General features: G+C 66.6%; 24 protein-coding genes, 2 tRNA genes and 1 other RNA gene. 17 read left to right on the top strand and 10 right to left on the bottom strand.

What is annotated here, in order from left to right:
- Window positions 1–83 precede the first annotated feature (83 nt).
- From thyA to ACGHN1_RS11075, 4 genes are all read left to right on the top strand, one after another.
- Window positions 84–1,025 (top strand): thymidylate synthase, encoded by a 942-nt coding sequence (gene thyA, locus ACGHN1_RS11090; protein WP_390550965.1) that lies wholly within the window; start codon window positions 84–86, stop codon window positions 1,023–1,025.
- A 119-nt stretch (window positions 1,026–1,144) separates the two neighbouring features.
- The gene (locus tag ACGHN1_RS11085; protein ID WP_390550964.1) at window positions 1,145–2,464 is read left to right on the top strand and encodes a 3-methyl-2-oxobutanoate dehydrogenase (2-methylpropanoyl-transferring) subunit alpha; all 1,320 of its coding nucleotides are present in this window, start codon (window positions 1,145–1,147) and stop codon (window positions 2,462–2,464) included.
- Window positions 2,461–3,534, top strand: coding sequence for an alpha-ketoacid dehydrogenase subunit beta (locus ACGHN1_RS11080; RefSeq protein ID WP_390550963.1), 1,074 nt, complete (start codon window positions 2,461–2,463; stop codon window positions 3,532–3,534). The genes ACGHN1_RS11085 and ACGHN1_RS11080 overlap by 4 nt, the downstream gene beginning before the upstream one ends.
- A gap of 7 nt (window positions 3,535–3,541) precedes the next feature.
- On the top strand, window positions 3,542–4,840 hold the full coding sequence (locus tag ACGHN1_RS11075) for a dihydrolipoamide acetyltransferase family protein (RefSeq protein WP_390550962.1): 1,299 nt from the start codon (window positions 3,542–3,544) through the stop codon (window positions 4,838–4,840).
- An 8-nt stretch (window positions 4,841–4,848) separates the two neighbouring features.
- Here ACGHN1_RS11075 and ACGHN1_RS11070 read toward each other — a convergent pair whose 3' ends face one another.
- Window positions 4,849–5,268: a hypothetical protein gene (locus tag ACGHN1_RS11070; protein ID WP_390550961.1), complete on the bottom strand. Its 420-nt coding sequence runs from the start codon at window positions 5,266–5,268 to the stop codon at window positions 4,849–4,851.
- A gap of 169 nt (window positions 5,269–5,437) precedes the next feature.
- Between ACGHN1_RS11070 and ACGHN1_RS11065 the strand changes: the two genes are divergently transcribed.
- Window positions 5,438–5,514: transfer RNA gene (locus ACGHN1_RS11065), tRNA-Asp, on the top strand.
- A 12-nt stretch (window positions 5,515–5,526) separates the two neighbouring features.
- Here ACGHN1_RS11065 and ACGHN1_RS11060 read toward each other — a convergent pair.
- From ACGHN1_RS11060 to ACGHN1_RS11035, 6 genes are all read right to left on the bottom strand, one after another.
- Window positions 5,527–6,312, bottom strand: coding sequence for a DNA-formamidopyrimidine glycosylase family protein (locus ACGHN1_RS11060; protein ID WP_390550959.1), 786 nt, complete (start codon window positions 6,310–6,312; stop codon window positions 5,527–5,529).
- Window positions 6,313–6,358: 46 nt separating this feature from the next.
- On the bottom strand, window positions 6,359–6,586 hold the full coding sequence (locus ACGHN1_RS11055; RefSeq protein WP_390550958.1) for a DUF2842 domain-containing protein: 228 nt from the start codon (window positions 6,584–6,586) through the stop codon (window positions 6,359–6,361).
- Complete coding sequence (locus ACGHN1_RS11050) at window positions 6,583–7,155, bottom strand: 5-formyltetrahydrofolate cyclo-ligase (protein WP_390550957.1); 573 nt, start codon at window positions 7,153–7,155, stop codon at window positions 6,583–6,585. The genes ACGHN1_RS11055 and ACGHN1_RS11050 overlap by 4 nt, the downstream gene beginning before the upstream one ends.
- 83 nt (window positions 7,156–7,238) lie before the next feature.
- A non-coding RNA gene (gene ssrS / locus ACGHN1_RS11045) (6S RNA) lies at window positions 7,239–7,407 on the bottom strand.
- Window positions 7,408–7,417: 10 nt separating this feature from the next.
- Window positions 7,418–7,744, bottom strand: a complete 327-nt coding sequence (locus tag ACGHN1_RS11040) for a cell division protein ZapA (RefSeq protein ID WP_390550956.1) — start codon at window positions 7,742–7,744, stop codon at window positions 7,418–7,420.
- Window positions 7,741–8,154, bottom strand: coding sequence for a hypothetical protein (locus tag ACGHN1_RS11035; protein WP_390550955.1), 414 nt, complete (start codon window positions 8,152–8,154; stop codon window positions 7,741–7,743). The genes ACGHN1_RS11040 and ACGHN1_RS11035 overlap by 4 nt, the downstream gene beginning before the upstream one ends.
- Between ACGHN1_RS11035 and tkt the strand changes: the two genes are divergently transcribed.
- Genes tkt through ACGHN1_RS11020 form a run of 3 tightly spaced genes read left to right on the top strand, consistent with a single transcriptional unit; the run spans window position 8,111 to window position 12,341 of the window.
- On the top strand, window positions 8,111–10,102 hold the full coding sequence (gene tkt, locus ACGHN1_RS11030) for a transketolase (RefSeq protein ID WP_390550954.1): 1,992 nt from the start codon (window positions 8,111–8,113) through the stop codon (window positions 10,100–10,102). The genes ACGHN1_RS11035 and tkt overlap by 44 nt on opposite strands.
- A gap of 18 nt (window positions 10,103–10,120) precedes the next feature.
- The gene (gene gap, locus ACGHN1_RS11025; protein WP_390550953.1) at window positions 10,121–11,128 is read left to right on the top strand and encodes a type I glyceraldehyde-3-phosphate dehydrogenase; all 1,008 of its coding nucleotides are present in this window, start codon (window positions 10,121–10,123) and stop codon (window positions 11,126–11,128) included.
- Window positions 11,129–11,138: 10 nt separating this feature from the next.
- Complete coding sequence (locus ACGHN1_RS11020; protein ID WP_390550952.1) at window positions 11,139–12,341, top strand: phosphoglycerate kinase; 1,203 nt, start codon at window positions 11,139–11,141, stop codon at window positions 12,339–12,341.
- Here ACGHN1_RS11020 and ACGHN1_RS11015 read toward each other — a convergent pair.
- Window positions 12,338–13,096, bottom strand: a complete 759-nt coding sequence (locus ACGHN1_RS11015) for a flavodoxin family protein (RefSeq protein WP_390550951.1) — start codon at window positions 13,094–13,096, stop codon at window positions 12,338–12,340. The genes ACGHN1_RS11020 and ACGHN1_RS11015 overlap by 4 nt on opposite strands.
- A 117-nt stretch (window positions 13,097–13,213) precedes the next feature.
- Between ACGHN1_RS11015 and ACGHN1_RS11010 the strand changes: the two genes are divergently transcribed.
- Window positions 13,214–14,101 carry a fructose bisphosphate aldolase gene (locus ACGHN1_RS11010; RefSeq protein ID WP_390550950.1) on the top strand — a complete coding sequence of 296 codons (888 nt, stop codon included), beginning with the start codon at window positions 13,214–13,216 and terminating at the stop codon, window positions 14,099–14,101.
- Window positions 14,102–14,105: 4 nt separating this feature from the next.
- Here the strand turns inward: ACGHN1_RS11010 and ACGHN1_RS11005 are convergent, their stop codons facing one another.
- On the bottom strand, window positions 14,106–14,507 hold the full coding sequence (locus ACGHN1_RS11005) for a hypothetical protein (protein WP_390550949.1): 402 nt from the start codon (window positions 14,505–14,507) through the stop codon (window positions 14,106–14,108).
- Between the two features lie 39 nt (window positions 14,508–14,546).
- On the opposite strand from ACGHN1_RS11005, the gene thiE reads away from it, so the two are divergent.
- The 3 genes from thiE to ACGHN1_RS10990 are packed head-to-tail and all read left to right on the top strand — an operon-like array spanning window position 14,547 to window position 17,237.
- Entirely contained in the window at window positions 14,547–15,209 is a 663-nt protein-coding gene (gene thiE, locus ACGHN1_RS11000; RefSeq protein WP_390550948.1) for a thiamine phosphate synthase, read from the top strand.
- Between the two features lie 55 nt (window positions 15,210–15,264).
- On the top strand, window positions 15,265–16,518 hold the full coding sequence (locus tag ACGHN1_RS10995) for a L,D-transpeptidase family protein (protein WP_390550947.1): 1,254 nt from the start codon (window positions 15,265–15,267) through the stop codon (window positions 16,516–16,518).
- 17 nt (window positions 16,519–16,535) lie between these two features.
- The gene (locus tag ACGHN1_RS10990; protein ID WP_390550946.1) at window positions 16,536–17,237 is read left to right on the top strand and encodes a M23 family metallopeptidase; all 702 of its coding nucleotides are present in this window, start codon (window positions 16,536–16,538) and stop codon (window positions 17,235–17,237) included.
- Between the two features lie 3 nt (window positions 17,238–17,240).
- Here the strand turns inward: ACGHN1_RS10990 and ACGHN1_RS10985 are convergent, their stop codons facing one another.
- Window positions 17,241–17,603, bottom strand: coding sequence for an elongation factor P (locus tag ACGHN1_RS10985; protein WP_390550945.1), 363 nt, complete (start codon window positions 17,601–17,603; stop codon window positions 17,241–17,243).
- Window positions 17,604–17,746: 143 nt separating this feature from the next.
- Between ACGHN1_RS10985 and efp the strand changes: the two genes are divergently transcribed.
- From efp to ACGHN1_RS10960, 5 genes are all read left to right on the top strand, one after another.
- A complete protein-coding gene (efp, locus tag ACGHN1_RS10980) occupies window positions 17,747–18,310 on the top strand; it encodes an elongation factor P (protein ID WP_390550944.1) in 564 nt (187 codons plus the stop codon).
- Between the two features lie 6 nt (window positions 18,311–18,316).
- Window positions 18,317–19,138, top strand: a complete 822-nt coding sequence (locus ACGHN1_RS10975; RefSeq protein ID WP_390550943.1) for an inositol monophosphatase family protein — start codon at window positions 18,317–18,319, stop codon at window positions 19,136–19,138.
- Window positions 19,139–19,199: 61 nt separating this feature from the next.
- Window positions 19,200–19,550 carry a hypothetical protein gene (locus ACGHN1_RS10970; protein WP_390550942.1) on the top strand — a complete coding sequence of 117 codons (351 nt, stop codon included), beginning with the start codon at window positions 19,200–19,202 and terminating at the stop codon, window positions 19,548–19,550.
- A 69-nt stretch (window positions 19,551–19,619) separates the two neighbouring features.
- Window positions 19,620–19,704, top strand: a tRNA-Leu gene (locus ACGHN1_RS10965).
- Window positions 19,705–19,763: 59 nt separating this feature from the next.
- Entirely contained in the window at window positions 19,764–21,563 is a 1,800-nt protein-coding gene (locus tag ACGHN1_RS10960) for an SLC13 family permease (RefSeq protein WP_390550941.1), read from the top strand.
- Window positions 21,564–21,570: the final 7 nt, after the last annotated feature.

Genomic DNA, 21,570 nt, shown 5'->3' with positions numbered 1-21,570 from the left:
GGACCGGGGCTCGAGGCAGGGCGCGCCTATAGGAGCGCATGGTCGGGGTGGCAAGCGGGCTTTCGGCGCGCTAGGCAATCGTGGTGAGTCCGCATCCCGAACAGCAGTATCTCGACCTCGTGGCCCGCATCTGGAGCGAGGGTAGCGAGCGCACCGACCGCACGGGTATAGGTACGCGTTCGGTGATGGGGGCGATGCTGCGCTTCGATCTCGCGGACGGCGCGATGCCGCTGATCACCACCAAGCGCGTGTACTGGAAGACCGCGACGCGCGAGCTGCTGTGGTTCCTCACCGGAGAGACCAATATCCGCCCGCTGGTGCTGCAGGGCGTGAAGATCTGGAACGAGTGGCCGCATGCGAATTACGTCCGCGAGACGGGCGACGACATCCCGCTCGACACCTTCGTCCAGCGCATCGCCGATGACGAGGCGTTCGCGCGGCGCTGGGGCGATCTCGGCCCGGTCTACGGCAAGCAATGGGTAGACTGGCCGACCTTCCGCTATCGCAAGGACGGGCTCTACGAGAAGGGCGAGGGGATCAACCAGATCGCGCAGCTGGTCGAATCGTTGCGCAAGGATCCCGGAAGCCGGCGGCATATTATCGAAGGCTGGAACGTTGCCGACCTGGACCGGATGGCGCTGCCGCCGTGTCACAAGACCTATCAGTATCACGTGTCGGGTGGGGAAGGGGGCCGGAAAGCCCGGCTCAACTGCGTGCTCTACCAGCGCAGTTGCGACGTCGCGCTGGGCCTGCCCTTCAACCTGTGGTCGGCCGCCCTCCTCCAGCGCATGATTGCTCTGCAGGTCGATCTCGAACCGGGCGAGCTGGTGTGGATGGGGGGCGACACGCATCTCTATCTCAACCACGCCCATCTGATCGAGGAACAGCTCTCGCGGGAACCCCGGGGCCGTCCGCGGCTTGAGATCACGCGGCGTCCGCCCACGATCTTCGACTATCGCATTGAGGATTTCGAAGTCCATGGCTACACGCCGCACGGGGCGATCAAGGCCCCCGTCGCAGTATGACCTCGGCGTTGCAGGGGGCGTGACTTGACCCCTCGGCAACGCTGAAATAAAATATCGCAAACCCGCAACGAATGCACGAGAGTGGTTGCGCATCCAGCGAGGCAAGGGAGAGCGCCTTCATGGCCGACGAGGCCCCGAGTAACCAGCCGAACACCGGCGGCAACCGTCCCAGCCTGTCGCTTCACGTCCCCGAGCCCAAGTTTCGTCCAGGCGACACGGTCGATTTTTCGCATATCGACATCGGCGAAGCAGGCAAGCAGCCGCGCCCGGACGAGAGCTGTGCGCCCGAGGACATGCGCGATCTGGCTTACGGGCTGATCCGGGTGCTGGGCGAAGACGACCGGGCGCACGGGCCGTGGGACCCCAAGCTCGATCCCGAAACCCTGCGCACGATGCTGAAACACTTCGCCACCGTCCGCGCCTTCGACGAACGCATGTTCCGCGGCCAGCGACAGGGCAAGACCAGCTTCTACATGAAATGCACCGGCGAGGAGGCGACCAGCATCTCCACCGCCATGGCGCTGGCCAGCGACGACATGGTCTTTCCCAGCTATCGCCAGCAGGGCGTGCTGATCGTGCGCGGCTACCCGATGATCGAGATGATCAACCAGATCTATTCGAACAAGGGCGACAAGCTGAAGGGCCGCCAGCTGCCGATCATGTATTCGAGCCGCGAGCATTCCTTCTTCACCATCAGCGGCAATCTCGCCACGCAGACCCCGCAGGCGGTCGGCTGGGCGATGGCGAGTGCGATCAAGGGCGACAGCCGGATCGCCGCGACCTGGGTGGGCGAGGGCAGCACCGCGGAAGGCGATTTCCATTCCGCCTGCACCTTCGCCACCGTCTACAACGCACCGGTGATCCTCAACGTGGTCAACAACCAGTGGGCGATCTCCAGCTTCAGCGGCTTTGCCGGCGCGGAACGGACGACCTTCGCCGCCCGCGCGCTGGGCTATGGCCTTGCCGGCCTGCGGGTCGACGGCAACGATCCGCTGGCCTGTTACGCCGCCGAACAATGGGCCGCCAACCGTGCCCGCGCCAACGGCGGGCCGACGCTGATCGAATTCTTCACCTATCGCGCCGAGGGGCATTCGACCTCGGACGATCCCAGCGGCTATCGCAGCGCGACCGAGCGCGAGGACTGGCCGCTCGGCGATCCGGTGATGCGATTGAAGAAGCACCTCATCGCGCTCGGCGAATGGGACGAGGACCGGCAGGCGGCGATGGATCTGGAAGCGGCCGAATTGGTCAAGAAGACGACCAAGGAGGCCGAGGCCAACGGCATCCTCGGCCACGGGCTGCATCATCCCTTCCGCACCATGTTCGAGGACGTCTTCGAGGAGCTGCCCTGGCACCTCAAGGAGCAGGCCGAACAGGCGGTGCACGAACGCAAGACGAAGTTTCCCGACGGGCTTCCCAATGGAGGGAAGGGCGCATGAGCGAGACCAAGACCACGAAGCAGCCCGAATCTGCGCAGGACGGCACCGATAAGCAGGAGCGCCGCCTCAACATGATCGAGGCGATCAACGATGCGCTCGACATCGCCATGAAGCGCGATCCCGACGTGATCGTGATGGGCGAGGATGTCGGCTATTTCGGCGGCGTGTTCCGTTGCACCGCCGGCCTTCAGGAAAAGCACGGCAAGACGCGGGTGTTCGATACGCCGATTTCCGAATGCGGCATCATCGCGGTGGCGGTGGGGATGGGCGCCTATGGCCTGCGCCCGGTGCCCGAGATCCAGTTCGCCGACTACATCTATCCCGGGCTCGACCAGCTGATCAGCGAGGCGGCCCGGCTGCGCTATCGCTCGGCTGCGGAATACATCGCGCCGATCACGGTTCGCAGCCCCTTCGGCGGCGGTATCTTCGGCGGCCAGACCCACAGCCAGAGCCCCGAGGCGATCTTCACCCACGTCTCCGGACTCAAGACCGTGATCCCCTCGACACCCTATGACGCCAAGGGCCTGCTGCTGAGCGCGATCGAGGACAACGATCCGGTGATCTTCTTCGAGCCCAAGCGCATCTACAACGGGCCGTTCTCGGGTTATTACGACAAGCCGGTCGAGCCGTGGAAACGGCACAAGGACAGCGTCGTGCCGGAGGATTACTACAAGATCCCCCTCGGCAAGGCGCGCCATGTCACGGAGGGCGACGAACTGACCATCCTCGCCTACGGCACGATGGTGCATGTCGCCGAGGCGGTCTGCGCCAAGAAGGGCGTCGCGGCCGACATCCTCGACCTGCGCACGCTCGTCCCGCTCGACATCGAGGCCATCGAGGAGAGCGTGAAGAGGACCGGGCGCTGCCTGATCGTCCACGAAGCCACCCGTACCTCCGGTTTCGGTGCCGAGCTTTCGGCGCTGGTGACAGAGCGCTGCTTCTATCATCTCGAGGCTCCGGTCGAACGCGCGACCGGCTTCGACACGCCCTATCCCCACAGCCTCGAATGGGCCTATTTCCCCGGCCCGATCCGCATCGGCGAGGCCATCGACAAGATCCTGAGCGAGTAGACCGACCATGGCGAAATTCACGTTCAACATGCCCGACGTCGGCGAAGGCGTCGCCGAGGCGGAAATCGTCGAGTGGCACGTCAAGGTCGGCGATGTCGTGGCAGAGGACCAGCATCTGGTCGACGTGATGACCGACAAGGCGACGATCGACATCGAGAGCCCGGTCGACGGCAAGGTGGTGGAACTCGCCGGCGAGGTTGGCGACATCACCCCGGTCGGCGCGATGCTGCTGGTCATCGAGGTCGAGGGCGAAGTGCCCGAGGATGCCGATACCGGCGGGGAGGCTGCAGAAGCGGCCCCCGCCCCCAGGGACGAGGATGTCGAGAAGCGGATCGAGGTCGAGAATCCCGACGCGTCCGATGCCGACGATGCTATGGCAGCCGATCCGACGCCGCCGCCTGCGCCGTCTCCCGCCCCGGCGCCCGAACCTGCACCGGCAGCCAAAGTCCTGGCCTCTCCCGCAGTGCGCAAGCGCGCGAAGGAGCTCGGCGTCGATCTCGGCCAGGTGAAACCCGCCGAGGACGGGCGCGTGCGCCACGGCGATCTCGACCAGTTCCTATCCTACAACGCCAGCTACGGCTCCGCCGCCCCCACCCGGGCGGACGAGGAGAAGAAGGTCATCGGCATGCGCCGTCGCATCGCCGAAAACATGGCTGCGTCCAAGCGCAACATTCCGCATTTCTCCTATGTCGAGGAGGTCGATGTGACCGACCTCGAGGCGATGCGCGCGCAGCTGAACGACAATCGCGGCGACAAGCCCAAGCTCACCATCCTGCCGCTGCTGATCACCGCGATCTGCAGGACGCTCCCCGATTTTCCCATGATCAACGCGCGCTACGACGACGAAGCCGGCGTGGTCACGCGGCACGGCGCGGTGCACATGGGCATGGCCGCGCAAACCGATGCGGGCCTGATGGTCCCGGTGATCCGCGATGCCCAGGCGAAGAACGTCTGGCAGCTTGCCAGCGAGATCGGCCGGCTTGCCGAAGCGGCGCGGACGGGCAGCGCCAGGAGCGAGGAATTGTCGGGCGGCACGCTTACCGTCACCTCGCTCGGTCCGCTCGGCGGCATCGCCACGACGCCGGTGATCAACCGGCCCGAAGTCGCGATCATCGGGCCGAACAAGATCGTCGAGCGCCCTATGTTCGTATCCGACGGCAATGGCGGCGAGAGAATCGAGAAGCGCAAGCTCATGAACATCTCGATCAGCTGCGACCACCGAGTGGTCGACGGCTGGGATGCGGCGAGCTTCGTCCAGGCCTTGAAGAAGCTTCTCGAGGCCCCGGTCCTGATCGTCTCGAACTGAGCGGGGCTTCAGCGCACGATCGCGCTGTAGCTGCGCATCGTGGCGCTCTCCGCGGCGGCGATGCGCCAGCGCAGGTTTGTCACTTCCTCGGGCGCGGCAAGGCGATTGCCGCGCCGAAGCGATCCGATCCGGCCCCAGCGCCGGCCGCCGTCGACCGAGACCTCGACCGCACCATCCCCGCTGCGCTGGTAGGCGAGGGTGCGCGGGATCTCGCTCACCAGCGTGAAAGGCTCCCCTGGGCTTTCCTGCCAGGCCATCACCAGCACGACCTTGTCGCCGGGGCGCAGGGTCTCGGCCGGTTCGAGCGCGATTCCGTCCGGATGCGCGCGTGCGATATAGAGCGACCGTGTAATCGACAGTGCGTCCTCGGCCGCGATCGCCGCCGGAGCGAGCAGTAAGAGACCGGCGAAAAGCCAGATAAAGCGCATCGGATTGCCCCCCAATTGCGGCGGCAATCCTCGCCTCGAATGGTCAATTTCGCGTTAACGGCGCGGACGTTTCCAACGCCTTCCATCCGGACCCGGAAACGGCATTGACACCCCCGCGAGCCTGCCCTAGTGGCGCTGCTCCCAAGAGGCGCTGACGTCGCTTAGATGCGCGGGTGTAGCTCAGTTGGTTAGAGTATCGGCCTGTCACGCCGAGGGTCGCGGGTTCAAGTCCCGTCACTCGCGCCACTTGGGACTTTCCTATTTAGCCTGGTGCTTGTCGCAGAAATAGGCGGTTCGTCCGCCGACTTTCGCGTTGACGATGGTGCCCCCGCAGCGCCGGCAGTTCCGGCCCTTGCGGCGGTGGCGGATCAGCCAGTCGTCGGGAAGTTCGGAATAGGTCGCTCCGGTCTTCACCACCGCCTCGAGGATGCGCTGCATCGCTCCGTGAACCTCGCACAGCGTCTTTTCGGACAGCGCGTCGGCGCGGGTTTCGGGGTGGAGGCCGGTCTGGAAGCAGGTCTCGTCCGACCACAGATTGCCGACGCCGGCCATCCTGTCCTGCTTCATCAGCGCCGATTTGATGGCGCTCCGGGTCTTGCCGAACACCTCGACGAACACCTCTTGATCGATGCCGAGCGCGTCCGGACCCAGGCCCTGATCGGCGATGTAGGCATCGGGATCGTCGATGATCCGCACATGGCCGAGCTTGCGCGGGCAGCGGAAGGCGAGCCGGCGGTCGCCCTCGAACCGGATCAGCAGCTTGGTCTTGTCCGGCGGATCATCCGGCGCATCGAAGGGAATCAGCCGCCCGGTCATGCCGAGGTGGACCGTCATCCACGGCCCGGTCTTGCTGCCGGCGAAGATGTTCTTGCCGTGCCGCCGCGTCTCGGTGAACTGCCGCCCGACCAGTCGCGCGCGTTCGTTGTCGCCCGGCAGTTCGATATAGGTGACGTCGTCACCGAGCTCGACCGCCCCGATGGTGCGGTTGAGACATTCGCGCTCCAGCGTCAGGCGCTGCGCTTCGTTCTCGGGAAGCTCGGGCATGGCGGCGAAACGGGCCGGCCCGGCCCCCGGTTCCTAGCCCTGCTTCCTATTCCTCGGGAGGCGACCAGCGCCCGGTCTCCATCCAGATCAGGAAGCGGCGTAGCGGCAGCAGCCAGATCACGCCGAGGACCAGATAGACCACGGTCTGCGCCCAGGTCGGCCAATCGCCGATCACGGGCGGCAGGATCGTCGCGAGCACGATCCCGTAGATTCCCAGCGCGACGAGCAGGGCGAGTATGCCCAGCGGAATGCGAAGGGTCGGTTCCTCCCTCACCGGAACGGACCGTAGAGGCGGGTCGGAGTGACGATGGCATCGAGCGGGATGTCGTGCGGCTCGAGCGGAAGGTGGTCGACCTTCTGGACGTCCCACGCCATCCCGATTTTCAGCGTTTCGGGATGCTCGGCAAACCAACGGTCGTAATGCCCGCCACCCTGGCCGAGACGCGCGCCGGTCTCGGTGAAGCCGAGCAGCGGCACGAACAGCACCGTCGGGGCAGCGTCGTTCGAATCGTTGGCAGGTGGCATCGGTCCGAACGGACCATGTTCGAGGTCGCTCTCGGCGTGCGGATCGCGGAAGGTGCGAAATTGCATGCGAGCCTCTCTCGCCCGGAAGTATGGCAGCGCCAGATCGTGGCCGCGTTCCTGGAAAAATCGAGCATAGGCCGACGTGGGCGCTTCGTCGGGTGCGGCGTGATAAAGTCCGATTTCAGCACCCTGCGGCACCAGTTCGAGCAAGGGTGCGGGAGGCCGATGGAACACCAGCCCGCGCATCGTCTCGGGCACCGCCGCGACATGCTCGCCCCGCGCGGTGCGAAGTTTCTTGCGCAGTTCGTCCTTGGTCATCGACCCGCTATCTAGCCACGGACCGCGGGGCCGCAAGCCCGGCCGGGCGCCCGCAGCGACGCGCCCGAAGCAAAAAAATGAGTGGCGGAACCACCATGGGTCGGTGCCAGGGAAATCCTCTGACGCCAAAACGTCAGGTGGGCGCCGTATGCCCCGATCCCACAGCCGAACTGGTGGACCAGGGCAGGGACAGCTCCCTAGGATTGCTTATAGCCTCAGGGATGTTCAACGGCTCGTGCCGGGCAGTCCCGCCGATGCCTATTTAGGCACTCGCATCGCGCTGCTCAAGCGCTTCCGCGGCGTTTTCGAGCCGCGACGCCAGGGATTCGAGCGCATCGGCCACGGCGGGGGCGGCCCGCGCCATCGGCGCCGCCGAGGGAGAGGATTTCTGCGCCTCCTCCAGCTCGTCGGCCAGGATCAGCCCCGCGATCAGCAGATTGTGGGCTTCCATGGGATTGTTGAGGCTCGCGCCGATCCCGGCCAGCCGGTCGCCGATCATTTGCGCCAGCGTGCGGACCCGGTCCTCGTCCCCCTCGGCGCAGGATACCGTGTATTTCCGCCCGGCGACCGAAAGCGTCACGTCGCTCATCGCTCGAGCCGTCCGATCAACGTGTCGAGCTCGCCGATAGTGGCGATCACGCTTTCGCGCAGCGCCTCGTGCCGGGCGACCAGTTCGGGGTTGCCGCCGGAAGAGGCGGCCGCGTGCGCGTTCGTTTCGCGCGCGCGCTCGATCCGTTCGAGCGCTGCCTCGATCCGTCCCATCGCGCGCGAGATCCGTTCCGCCTCCATCCTGCCCCGTTTTATCGCGAAAATCGCGCGCGCGTAAAGCCTTGGCGCTGGCTGTTGATAAATCGGCTCAGGGGTCGGCGCGGACGGGGCCAACTTGACCCTGCGAGGCGGCTTGGCCATGGCTTCGCGCGCGCCGAATCGCCTGCCACAGGAGCCCTTGCCGGACATGACTTTCGACACCGCCGACCTCGTGCCGATGGCCGACGCCATCCGCGCGCTATCGATGGATGCGGTGCAGGCGGCCAATTCGGGCCATCCCGGCATGCCGATGGGCATGGCCGATGCCGCCACCGTGTTGTGGAGCGAATATCTCAGGCACGATCCCGCGGCGCCCGGCTGGGCCGACCGCGACCGCTTCGTGCTGTCCGCCGGCCACGGCTCGATGCTCATCTACAGCCTGCTGCACCTCTCGGGTTACGAACGCCCGACGATGGAGGACATCCGCAAATTCCGCCAGCTCGGCAGCCCCTGCGCCGGGCATCCGGAGAATTTCCTGCTCGACGGCGTCGAATGCACCACCGGCCCGCTGGGTCAGGGGCTGGCGATGGCGGTCGGTATGGCGATCGCCGAACGGCACCTCAATGCCGAGTTCGGCGACGCCTTTGTCGATCACCGGACCTGGGTCGTGGCGGGCGACGGTTGCCTGATGGAAGGCATCAACCACGAGGCGATCGGGCTCGCCGGGCATCTCAAGCTCGGCCGGCTGAACGTGCTGTGGGACGACAATGCCATCACCATCGACGGCCCGACCGCGCTCTCGACCAGCGAGGACATCAAGGCCCGCTATGCCGCGACCGGTTGGCACGTGGTGGAATGCGACGGGCACGACTTCGCCTCGATCCGCGCTGCGCTCGACGAGGCGGTCGCCGACGAGCGGCCCTCGCTGATCGACTGCCGCACCGTGATCGGAAAGGGCGCGCCCAACAAGCAGGGGACCGCCGCCACCCACGGTGCGCCGCTGGGCGACGACGAGATCGCGGCGGCGCGCGATCAGCTGGGATGGGAGGCGCAGCCTTTCGAGATTCCGCAGGCCACGCTCGACAATTGGCGCAAGGCCGGGGCGCGGGGCCGCAAGGCGCATGACGAATGGCACGGCCGGCTTACCGGGTCGGACCGCCGCGCCGAGTTCGAGCGCCGCATGGCCGGCGACCTTCCCGCCGAATTCGGTCTCGAGAGCTATATCCGCTCGCTGATCGACGAGCCGCAGAAGGTCGCCACCCGCAAGGCAAGCGAGATGGCGCTGGGCGAGATCAACGCGGTGCTGCCGGACACCATCGGCGGGAGCGCCGATCTGACCGGATCGAACAACACCAAGGCCGGCGGGATCGGGGCGCTGACGGCGGACGATTATTCGGGCCGCTACATCTATTACGGCATCCGCGAATTCGGCATGGCCGCGGCGATGAACGGCATGGCGCTGCACGGCGGCGTGATACCCTATGGCGGCACCTTTCTGGTCTTCACCGACTATTGCCGCCCGGCGATCCGCCTCTCCGCGCTGCAGCAGACGCGGGTCGTCTATGTCATGACCCACGACAGCATCGGGCTGGGGGAGGACGGGCCGACGCACCAGCCGATCGAGCATGTCCAGTCGCTGCGGATGATCCCCAACCTGCTGGTCATGCGCCCCGCCGACGCGGTCGAGACCGCCGAATGCTGGGAGATCGCGCTGCGGCAGAAGGACCGGCCGAGCGTGCTCGCGCTAACCCGGCAGAACCTGCCCCAGGTCCGCACTTCGTCCGAAGAGCTCGGACTGAGCGCGCGGGGTGCATACCGCCTCAAGAGTGCCGACGCCGAGCGCCGGGTCATCCTGATCGCCACGGGTTCCGAGGTCCATCTCGCGCTCGAATGCGCGGCGCGGCTGGAGCAGCAGGGCATCGGTGCCGACGTCGTCTCGATGGTCTGCACGCAGCTGTTCGACGAGCAGGACGATGCCTACCGCGCCGACATCCTGCCCGACGTTCCGCCAGGGGAAATCCTGCGCGTCAGCATCGAGGCGGGGACCACCTTCGGTTGGGATCGCTACACGATGACCAACGGCCTCAGGATCGGCATCGACCGCTTCGGCGCCTCGGCCCCGGCCGAGGATCTGTTCGCGAAATTCGGCTTCACCGCGGACGCCATCGTGCCGCAGATCACAGACAAATTGAACGGATAGACAGGAGCGTCCTCCCCCATGGCTACCAAGGTTGCAATCAACGGTTTCGGGCGCATCGGCCGCCTTGTGGCGCGCGCCATCCTCGAGCGCGACGACCACGATCTCGAGCTCGTCAGCATCAACGATCTCGCTGACACCAAGGCCAATGCGCTGCTGTTCCAGTACGACAGCACCCACGGCCGCTTCCCCGGGACGGTCGAGACCGGCGAGAACACGATAAAGGTCAACGGCAAGACCATCCAGGTCACCAGCGAGCGCGATCCCGGCAATCTGCCGCATGAAAAGCAGGGCATCGACATCGTGCTGGAATGCACCGGCTTCTTCCAGAGCCACGAGCAGGCCGAGCCGCATCTCAAGGCGGGCGCCAGGCGCGTGCTGATCTCCGCCCCGGCCAAGAACGTCTCCGCCACCATCGTCTACGGCGTCAATCACGAGACGCTGACCAAGGACGACGTGATCGTCTCCAACGCCAGCTGCACGACCAACTGCCTCGCGCCGATGGCCAAGGTGCTGCACGACACGGTGGGGATCGAGCGCGGGTTCATGACCACGATCCACAGTTACACGAACGACCAGCGGATGCTCGACCAGATGCATTCGGACATGCGCCGCGCGCGCGGCGGGGCGCAGAACATGATCCCGACCACCACCGGCGCGGCGCGTGCGGTCGGGCTGGTCCTGCCCGAACTCAACGGCAAGCTCGACGGCAGCTCGGTCCGCGTGCCGACCGCCAATGTCAGCCTGGTCGATCTGGTCTTCACCCCGCAGCGCGACACCAGCGTCGAGGAGCTGAACGGCGCGCTGAAGGCCGCGGCCGACGGGGCCCTCAAGGGCGTGCTCGACTATACCGATCAGCCGCTGGTCTCGAGCGACTTCAACCACCAGCCGGCCAGCTCGACCATCGACAGCCTGGAGACCAGCGTCATGGAAGGCAAGCTCGCGCGCGTGGTCAGCTGGTACGACAACGAATGGGGCTTCTCCAACCGGATGATCGACACCGCCGGCGTGATGGCGAAACTTCTGTAGACGGACGGATATGCCCGCCTTCAAAACCCTCGACGACCTGCCCGCCGATCTCTCCGGCAAGGTCGCGCTCGTGCGCGTCGATCTCAATCTGCCGATGAAGGATGGGTCCGCGACCGACGTCACGCGCGTCGAGGCGGCGAAGCCGACCATCCTCGAACTGACCGACAAGGGCGCCAAGGTCCTGCTGCTCGCCCATTTCGGGCGGCCCAAGGGCCAAAGGTCCTCCACCCTTTCGACGAGCTTCGTGCAGGACGCGGTCGAGGATGTGCTGGGCAAGGAGGTGATGTTCATCTCCGAGGTCTCCGGCCCGGTGGTGGAACAGTCTCTCGGGATCCTGCGCAACGGCGACATCGGCCTGCTCGACAATGTCCGCTTCTGGCCCGGCGAGGAGGCCAACGATCCGGACTTCGCGCGGGCGATGGCCGAGCACGGTGATCTCTACGTCAACGATGCCTTCAGCGCCGCGCATCGCGCCCATGCCAGCACCGAGGGGCTGGCGCACCTGCTCCCCGCCTATGCCGGCCGCGCGATGGAGGCCGAGCTCAAGGCGCTCGACGCGGCACTGGGCTCGCCCGAACAGCCGGTCGCCGCGGTGGTCGGCGGGGCAAAGGTCTCGACCAAGCTCGACGTGCTGGAAAATCTCGTCGGCAGGGTCCGGCACCTGATCATCGGCGGGGGCATGGCCAACACCTTCCTCGCCGCGCGCGGGGTCGATGTCGGCAAATCGCTCTGCGAACACGACCTGACCGCCACCGCCAACCGCATCATGGACGAGGCCGACCATGCGGGCTGCACCGTCCACCTGCCCTACGACGTGGTGGTGGCGAAGGAATTCGCCGCCAATCCGCCATCCATGCGCACCTGCAACGTCCACGAGGTCGCCGAGGACGAGATGATCCTCGATCTCGGCCCGCAGGCGGTCGAGGCGCTGGGCGACGTGCTCAAGACTTGCCGCACGCTGGTGTGGAACGGCCCGCTCGGCGCCTTCGAGACCGAACCCTTCGACACCGCCACCGTCGCGCTCGCCAAAACCGCCGCCGCGCTCACCGAAAGCGGTTCGCTGATCTCGGTCGCCGGCGGCGGCGACACCGTCGCGGCGCTCGCCCACGCAGGCGTGAAGGACGATTTCACCTTCGTCTCGACTGCGGGCGGCGCCTTCCTCGAATGGATGGAGGGCAAGGACCTTCCCGGCGTGGCGGCGCTTTCGGCCTAGCGATATTCCGGGTTGGGCGCGTCGAAGCGGCGGCCTTCCTTCCACAGATCGGCGGAATTGCCGTGGCAGGGGATGCCGCCCGCATCCTTGAGCATGCGCGCCATGTGCATCAGGTTCCAGGTCATGAAGGTGGCGTTGCGGCGGGTGAAATCATTGTCGAAGCCGACGTATCCGCTGCCGTCCTCCTTCGCATCGCCATAGCTCGGGCCCGGACCCGCCTCGCCGATCCAGCCCGCGTCCGCCTGCGGCGGGATCGTGTAACCGATGTGCTGGAGCGAATAGAGCAGCCCCATGCCGACATGCTTGATCCCGTCCTCGTTGCCGGTGACGATGCAGCCGCCGGTCTTGCCGTAGAAGACATACTGGCCCTTGTCGTTGGTCTGGCTCGAATGGGCATAGAGCCGTTCGATCAGCCGCCGGCACACCGAACTCATCTCGCCGAGCCAGATCGGCGTGCCGACGATCAATATGTCCGCCGCCGCCACCTTCTCCCAGATCGGCGGCCAGTCGTCGCTGTCCGCCCCGTGTTCGGTCATGTCCGGGTAGACGCCCGGCGCGATATCGTGATCGACCAGCCGCACCTGCTCCAGCGACACACCGTTCCTCGCCAGGATCGCCTCCGGCACGCCGAGCAGCTTGGCCGTGTGCGATCCCTCGGGCGATCGCTTTAGCGTGCAGTTGATCGTCAGGGCCTTCAGGTCGCCGAAGTCGGTGGTGTTGTCGTCGCAGAGTTTTTCCTGGGTTTCGTCTAGCATGTCGTCTCCTTCATCCCCTCAACGCTGCCGCGCACAAATCGTTCGAATGATGTCAGGTTGCCCGGCGGCCCGGTGCTGGGTAAGGCCGCGGCGATTGTCATCCCAGCGAGGTAACACATGGATTTCGAACAGATGCGCGAGCGGATCGCGACCGGTCAGGGCTTCATCGCGGCGCTCGACCAGTCGGGCGGCTCGACCCCCAAGGCGCTGCGCGGCTACGGCGTCGAGGACGACGCGTGGAGCGGCGAGGACGAGATGTTCGGCCTGATCCACGAAATGCGCCAGCGGATCATCGAAAGCCCCTGCTTCGGCAACGGCAAGGTCATCGGCGCTATCCTGTTCGAAAAGACGATGGACGGCCAGAGCGGCGGCAAGAGCGTGCCCGCGCGCCTCGCCGAGCGCGGCATCGTTCCCTTCCTCAAGGTCGACAAGGGGCTGGAGGACGAACGCGATGGCGCGCAGCTGATGAAGCCCAATCCGGGCCTCGAGGACCTGTGCAACCGCGCGCGCGAACTCGGCGTGTTCGGCACCAAGATGCGCAGCGTGATCAAGGCGAACAACACCCAGGGCATCAAGGAGGCCGTGCGCCAGCAGTTCGCCGAAGGCGCGCGCATCCTCTCCTGCGGGCTGGTGCCGATCCTCGAGCCCGAATACGACATCACTGCCAGCGACCGCGCGGAGGGCGAGAAAATCCTGCTCGAAGCAATTGAGGAAGGGCTGGATGCGCTGCCGGAAGGTCAGCAGGTGATGCTGAAGCTGTCGATCCCCAAGCAGGCGGGTCTCTATTCGGACCTCACGCGCCACCCGAAGGTGCTGCGGGTCGTCGCGCTGTCGGGCGGCTATTCGACCGAGGAGGCCTGCGCCGAGCTGGCCAGGAATCCCGGCATGATCGCCAGCTTCAGCCGCGGCCTGCTCCAGGACCTGCGTGCGCAGCAGGACGACGATGAATTCGACCGTACGCTTTCGAGCGCGATCGACCGGATCAGCGCCGCTTCGGCGACCTGACCGTTCAGCGCGCCTCGTAGACGAAGCGGTATCGGGCCGCCGGGGTTTCCGCCTCGGCGGTCTTTTCCGGCAGGCCGGAGACCAGCGCCACCACGTGACCGTGGGTGCCGTAAGTCTCGCCCAAGGTGATGTCGGCGGTGTCGCGCCAGCCCGCACCGTCGATGCGGGTTCGGACGATCAGCCGCCCGGCCCAGACGCAGCGGGCGTTTTCGGGACAGCGGCTGTCCTCGACGACCTGCTTGGGCGTGACCACCACCGCGCCGACCCGCACCGGCTGGTCGATGGCGACGGGCGTCCCCTCGGCCACCGGGTTGCCGACCACGATCGGCGCACCCGGGACCACGGCGCAGGCCGCAAGGAAGAGGGAAAGGCCGAAGGCGGCGAGGGCGGGGCGAAAGGCGTTCATGACCGCTCGATATGATCCGCCGGCATTGCCGCAAACTGAATGTCGACGAACAGCGCTGCCGGAGATACGGATGCGGCGATGACCGACTGCCAGCTCTATCTGATCTCTCCCCTCGATGTGTCCGGCGGTTTTCCCGATCGGCTCGAACGCGCGCTCGCCGCCGGGAGCGGGTGCGTGACCGCCTTTCAGTTCCGCCTCAAGGACGTCGACCAGCACGATGCGGCACGGCTCGCCGGGCCGCTGCAGGAAGTCTGCGCCGCGCGCGACGTCGCCTTCATCGTCAACGACAGCATGGCGCTGGCGAAGCGGGTCGGGGCCGACGGCGTCCATCTGGGGCAGGGCGACGGGGACGTGCGCGAGGCGCGCGAGCTGCTGGGGCGCGAGGCGCAGATCGGCGTCACCTGCCATGCCTCTCGCCACCTTGCCATGGAGGCCGGGGAGGCGGGCGCGGACTACGTCGCCTTCGGGGCTTTCTTCGACAGCACCACCAAGGCGAGCGCGCATCGGCCCGAACCGGAGATCCTCGAATGGTGGTCCGGCCTGTTCGAGATCCCTTGCGTCGCCATCGGCGGCATCACGCCCGAGAACTGCGCGCCGCTGGTGAAGGCCGGAGCCGATTTCCTGGCCGTTTCGAGCGCGGTATGGTCGGGCGACGAGGTCCGCGCCGTCAATGCCTTCGCGGAGCAAATCGCCGCGGCGTGAGTTCGTTCTCCCAAAGGGACCGTATGGCCGGTTCCGTTTGCGGAGAACCCGATACATGATCGACCGACCCCACCGTTTCGTTCTCGCCGCGGTGTCCAGCCTCGCACTCGCCGCCTGCAGCATGAGCGGGCAGGACGACGAGACCGAGGCCGAAACCGCCGCCACCGCCGATGTGGAATCCGACTACGGCTACGAGACCTATGGCGACGACAATCTCGCCGATTCCATGGCCTCGAACGATGCGCGCTTCGTGCGCTCGAGCGCCGGTGCCGAGGGGGCGAGCGGCATGGGCGATTCCGATGCGGACATCCCCGATCCGGAAGATCGCCCGATCATGCAGGCGCAGGTCGTGCTCGACCGCGTGGGCTTCGGCCCCGGGGTGATCGACGGCAAAATGGGCATGAGCACCGAGAATGCGCTGGTGGGTTTTCAGGAAGCCAACGATCTCGACACGACCGGCGAACTGGACGAGGCTACGAAGCAGGCACTCGCCGAATGGGACCGGATCCCGGCGACCCGGGTGGTGACGATCCCCACCAGCTGGGGCGAGCAGCGCTATTACGAGATCCCCGACGATCCGGCAGCGCAGGCCGAAATGGAGCGGCTGGGCTACAAATCGCTCGACGAGAAGCTGGCGGAGCGGTTCCATACGACCGTCGACGTCCTGCGGCAGCTCAACCCGAACGGCGTTCCGGCCGGCATGGATGCACCGGGAGGCGCATCGACCGCGGCTGCAACCAACGGCAATTCTCCGCCGACCAAGCGTCCCGGCGAGGGGTATTTCAAGCCCGGCCAGCAGGTGCGCGTGCCCAACATCGGCGGCGATCGCATCGCGCCGGGTTCGATCGACGACCGCGACTGGCAGCGCACGCTGGCGAGCCTCGGCGTCGGCACCGAACAGCCCGAAGTCGACCGGATCGTGGTGAGCAAGGCCGGCAAGACGCTCAAGGCCTACGCCGGCGAGAAATTGGTCGGCCTGTTCACCGTAAGCTCGGGTTCGAGCGAATATCCGCTGCCGCTCGGCGAATGGGACATCGTCGGCGAGGCCTACAATCCGCCCTTCGAATACGATCCCGAAGTGTTGAGCGGCGATGCGGGCGAGGACCATACGCTGCCCCCCGGCCCCAACGGACCGGTCGGCGTGGTCTGGATCGATCTCAGCAAGGAGCATTACGGCATCCACGGCACGCCCGAGCCGGAAACCATCGGCCGCGCGCAGAGTCACGGCTGCGTCCGTCTGACCAATTGGGATGCGGCGCGGCTGGCGCAGATGGTCTCGCCCTCGACGCGCGTGATTTTCGAGGCGTGAGGGGGTAGGGAGAGGCGATGAGCCTGATCGACCGCATCCTGACCATCGTGGTCACCGCGACGCTGACCAGCGCGGTGTGGATCGTCGCGGGTGGGAGCCTGATCGAGAACGCCACCAGCGACAGCCAGCGGCAGACCACGCGGCCCGCCGAAGCGGCACCCAGCCCCACGCCTACCGCGACTCCGACGACCGATGGCAGCGAGGAGACCCCCATCGCGGGCAGCGCGCAGGTCTCGCGCCCGCTCAACACGCAGTTCGCGCAGCCGGTCGCCGATCGCAAGGCGCTCAACCTGCTGGTGCCGGTGCTCAACGTCCGCCCGACGGATCTCTCGGACACCTATTCCGATTCGCGCGGCGGCGGCACCCGGCTGCACGAGGCGATCGACATCATGGCGCCCAAGGGCACCACCGTGGTCGCGGCGGCACCGGGCGAGATCGAGCGGCTGTTCCGCTCGAAAGCCGGGGGCAACACGATCTACGTCCGCTCGGAGGACGGCCGGACGATCCATTATTACGCGCATCTCGACGAATATGCGGAAGGGTTGCGCGAAGGCCAGCGCATCCGCCGCGGTCAGCGGCTCGGCGAGGTCGGCAGCAGCGGCAACGCGTCGGAGGATGCGCCGCACCTCCATTTCGCGATCCTGCAGACCACGCCCGATGCGGAATGGTGGGAGCCGGCGAACCCGGTCAATCCCTACCCCCTGCTGGCCGGCGAATAGGCCTCAGCGGCCGACGCGGCTGCAGCGGATGCGGCCGAGCGAGCCGTCTTCCTTGACCCATTGCAACAGGCCCGAGGGAAGCAGCTTGAGCTTCATGTCCTTGCGCGGGCCGCGAGTGAAGGTGACGGTGTCGCCGACCTTGAGATAGGTGCCGCGCCCCTCGCTCGCCTCGTAGCTGGAGGCGCCGGTGATCGCGAAATTGTGCTCGCTGATCTCCTTTACCGGCAGGCCGGTGGCATCGCCGGGGAGGGCGCAGACGTAGCGCCCATGCGGCAGCGTGCCCAGGCGGTCGTGCGCGGCGAGCGGTGCGGTCGAGGAGACCGCAAGTGCCGCGAGTGCCGCGGCGGCGGTGAATGCGCGTTTCATGATCGGAAGCCCCTTTAACGTAAGGCCCACCATAGCGCCAGCGACCTTGCCCCAAGCTGACCGAAGGTATAAGCGCGGCCGCGCAAACCGGGCAGGTGCCACGCCTGCCCGAGGCTCTTTCACTCAGTCGAAGGCATAGGCCCATGAAGATCAGCGGCGTGGACATCCGTCCCGGCAACATCATCGAATACGAAGGCGGCATCTGGAAAGTCGCCAAGATCCAGCACACCCAGCCGGGCAAGGGCGGGGCCTACATGCAGGTCGAGATGAAGAACCTGCAGGACGGCCGCAAGACCAACGTGCGCTTCCGCAGCGCCGACACGGTCGAGAAGGTCCGCCTCGACACCAAGGACTACCAGTTCCTCTACGAGGACGGCGAGATGCTGGTGTTCATGGATCAGGATACTTTCGAACAGATCAACCTGCCCGCCGACCTGCTGGGCGATGCCCGCCCGTTCCTGCAGGACGGGATGCAGGTGAAGCTGGAGCTGTGGGAGGAAAAGCCGATCTCGGTCGAGCTTCCCGCCCAGATCGAGGCCGAGATCGTCGAGGCGGACGCGGTGGTGAAGGGGCAGACCGCTTCTTCGAGCTACAAGCCCGCAATCCTCGACAACGGGGTGCGCATCATGGTCCCCCCGCATATCGAGAGCGGCACGCGGATCGTGGTCGACGTCTACGAGCAGAGCTACGTCGGCAAGGCCGGCTGACGAACGATGGCAGCGATTTCCGGTCTCATCCGCGTCATGGAAAAGGCGGCGCGCAAGGCGGGCGGCCGCCTGCGCCGCGATTTCGGCGAGGTCGAGCATCTGCAGGTGAGCCGCAAGGGCCCTGCGGACTTCGTCTCCAAAGCCGACATGCGCTCCGAACGCACGCTCTACGACGAACTGCTGGCGGCGCGCCCCGGCTGGGGTTTCCTGCTGGAGGAAGCCGGCACCATCGAGGGCGAGCCGGGCAAGCCGCGCTGGATCATCGACCCGCTCGACGGGACCAGCAACTTCCTCCACGGCATCCCCCATTTCGCGATCAGCATCGCGGTGCAGGAACCCAAGCTCGACGGTTCGGGCTGGGGCGAGGTCACCGCCGGGGTCGTCTATCAGCCGATCACCGACGAGACCTTCTGGGCCGAGAAGACCCGCGGCGCCTGGTTGCAGGATGCCCGGTTGCGCGTGTCCTCGCGCCGGAATCTGTCCGATTCGCTGATCGCCACCGGCATTCCCTTCCAGGGCGTCGGCGATTTCGACGAATGGAGCAGGATCTATCGCGCCGTCGGACCGCAGGTCGCGGGCATCCGACGCTTCGGGGCGGCCGCGCTCGATCTCGCCTGGGTCGCGGCGGGCCGGTTCGACGGGTTCTGGGAAGGCAGCCTGAGCCCCTGGGACACCGCCGCCGGCGGCCTGCTGGTGCGCGAGGCGGGCGGCTTCATGACCGATTATCGCGGCCGTTCGATGCCGGTCCACGACACCCAGATCCTCGCCGCCAACGACGCCCTGCATTCCAAGCTCCACAAGCTGCTCGTCAACGCCCTGAAGAAGTAGGGGGCGGAACCGCTTCCCGGCCTGCGCCTTTATCGGTAAGACGATAACGAAGGGGCGCGCGATGAGGACCGTCGGACTGGTTGCTGTGGCGATGTGCGGCTTGGCCGAACCGGCCTGCGCGGCGGAACGGCGCCCGCCCTTACCCTCCCAGGCGCCCGCTGCCACCGCACCCGTACCCGTCGATTTCGATCTGGCCGCCCATCCCAGGGCGCGATCCGGCGAGCCGGTCGCCAGCGAGGATGCCATGGCTCCGGCGCCCCGGGTCCCACGCGCCATGGTCCTCCGCGGCAATGCGCCCTCGGTCGAAATGCAGCCCTTCGACGATGGTCCGGTCCTGGGCGCGGGAGCACTCGGCCGCAACGGGCGCGATGTTCCCGGGCTCGCCCATGTCCGGCTCGACTGGGAATTCTGAACGCCATCTCGCACGCCGCAGTTGAAAGCCGTACACACCCCCGCTAATCCGCGCCCTTCGCGCAGGCGTGCCCCTGTGGTGGAATTGGTAGACGCGCTCGACTCAAAATCGAGTTCCTTCGGGAGTGCCCGTTCGAGTCGGGCCAGGGGCACCATGCCGGAAGAGAACGGCGGCCTTGTATTTCCCCCCCGGTGATGGGACGGGCGTTGCGCGATGATCGAGAGCCCTTCCTACCACGCACTGGCGGCGATGTTCATCACCATCGCCATGTTCGTCGGCTTCGCCCGCGGCCGGATGAGCGTCGAGATCGTCTCGCTGCTGACGATCGCGGTGATCGCGGTCGGGCTCTATTTCTTCCCGCTCGAGGGCGACACGCCGAGCGAAGGCCTCCAGCTCGCATTCGCCGGTTTCGGCCATTATGCGCTGATCACGATCTGCGCGCTGATGATCATGGGGCGGGGACTGGTGGTCACCGGGGCGCTGGAGCCCGCGGCGCGGTTCCTGGAGCGGGTCTTCAAGTTCAACCTCCAGCTCGGCCTGCTCGTGTCGCTGCTCCTCGCCATGATCCTGTCGATGGGCGTCAACGACACGCCGGTGCTGGTGCTGCTGCTGCCGATATTCGTCAGCCTCGCGGCCCGCGGGGCGATGCCCGCTTCCAAGACGCTCATTCCCCTCAATGCCGCGGTGCTCATCGGGGGCATGGCGACCACCATCGGCACCTCGACCAACATCCTCGTCGTGTCGATCGCGGTCGACCTCGGCATGCCGCAGATGAGCGTGTTCCACTACACGCCGATCGTGCTCTTCGCGGCGCTCGTCGCGCTGCCATACCTGTGGCTGGTGATGCCGCGGCTGCTGAAGGACAATCGCGTGGAGCAAACCCACGCGCGGCGACGATTCCACACGCGCCTGAGGGTGGGCGAGGACAGCATTTTGCACGGCCGCGAACTGGCGGAGATCATGCCCCGCCTGCCTTCGGACATCGAGTTCCACGACGTCCCGCACGGTCTTCTCCAGCCGCAGCAGCGCCTGACGATGTCTGGGCCGCACGAAGCGCTGGAGGAGGCGATACGGACGCTGAAGGGCGAGGCGGCGCCCGGCTGGGTGCTCGACCGGATCCGCCGCCGCTCCCAGGAAAGGCGCGAGGACATCGCAGTGGTGGAGATGACCGTCACCGGCGACAGCCGCCTGATCTCCCGCACCCTGCCGAGTTCCGGGATCGCCGATCTTCACGGAGTCGCCGTGATCGGCGTCCACCGGCCCGAACGGCTGATGGGCGAGCGCGACCGCTACAGCGAGGGCGGCGATTTGCGGATCGCCGAGGGCGACGTGCTTCTGGTCATGGGTCTGCCTTCCGATCTCGAGGAATTCGCGCGCAGCGACAGTCTTTTGCAGCTCGAAGGGATGCGCGAATTACCGCGACGCTCCAAGGCGTGGCTGTCGGCGGGGATCATGGTCGGATCGGTCGGGCTCGCCTCGATCGGGCTGCTGCCGATCGCGATTTCGGCGCTTGCCGGGGCGATCCTCATGTTCGTGACCGGGTGCGTCAAATTCGACCGGGTGGGCAGGGCGCTTTCGGGCAAGGTGATCGTGCTCGTCGCCGCGAGCATCGCCATCGGGCGGATCATCGACGAGAGCGGGGCCGCCGCCTGGCTCGGCGAAGTGCTGGCTTCGGGTCTGGCCTACCTCAGCCCGGCCGCGGTGCTGGCGGCGATCATGCTGTTCGTGACGCTGCTGACAAACTTCGCTTCCAACGCCACCGCCGCGACGGTGGGCACGCCGATCGCCTTCGCCATCGCCCAGCAGCTCGGCCTGCCGGCGGAACCGCTGATCCTCGCCGTGCTGTTCGGCTGCAACCTCTGCTACGCCACCCCCATCGCCTATCAGACCAACATGCTGATCATGGCCGAAGGGAGCTACGACTTCGGCGATTACATCCGCACCGGCCTGCCGCTGGTGCTGATCATGGTCACGACGCTCAGCATCGGGCTGGTGGTGACCTACGGCCTGTGACGGGGCT

The sequence above is a fragment of the Qipengyuania sp. MTN3-11 genome (assembly GCF_042851825.1).
Classification (GTDB): domain Bacteria; phylum Pseudomonadota; class Alphaproteobacteria; order Sphingomonadales; family Sphingomonadaceae; genus Qipengyuania.
Note: the sequence above shows the minus strand (reverse complement) of the source record. Positions and strands in the feature narration are given on the sequence as shown.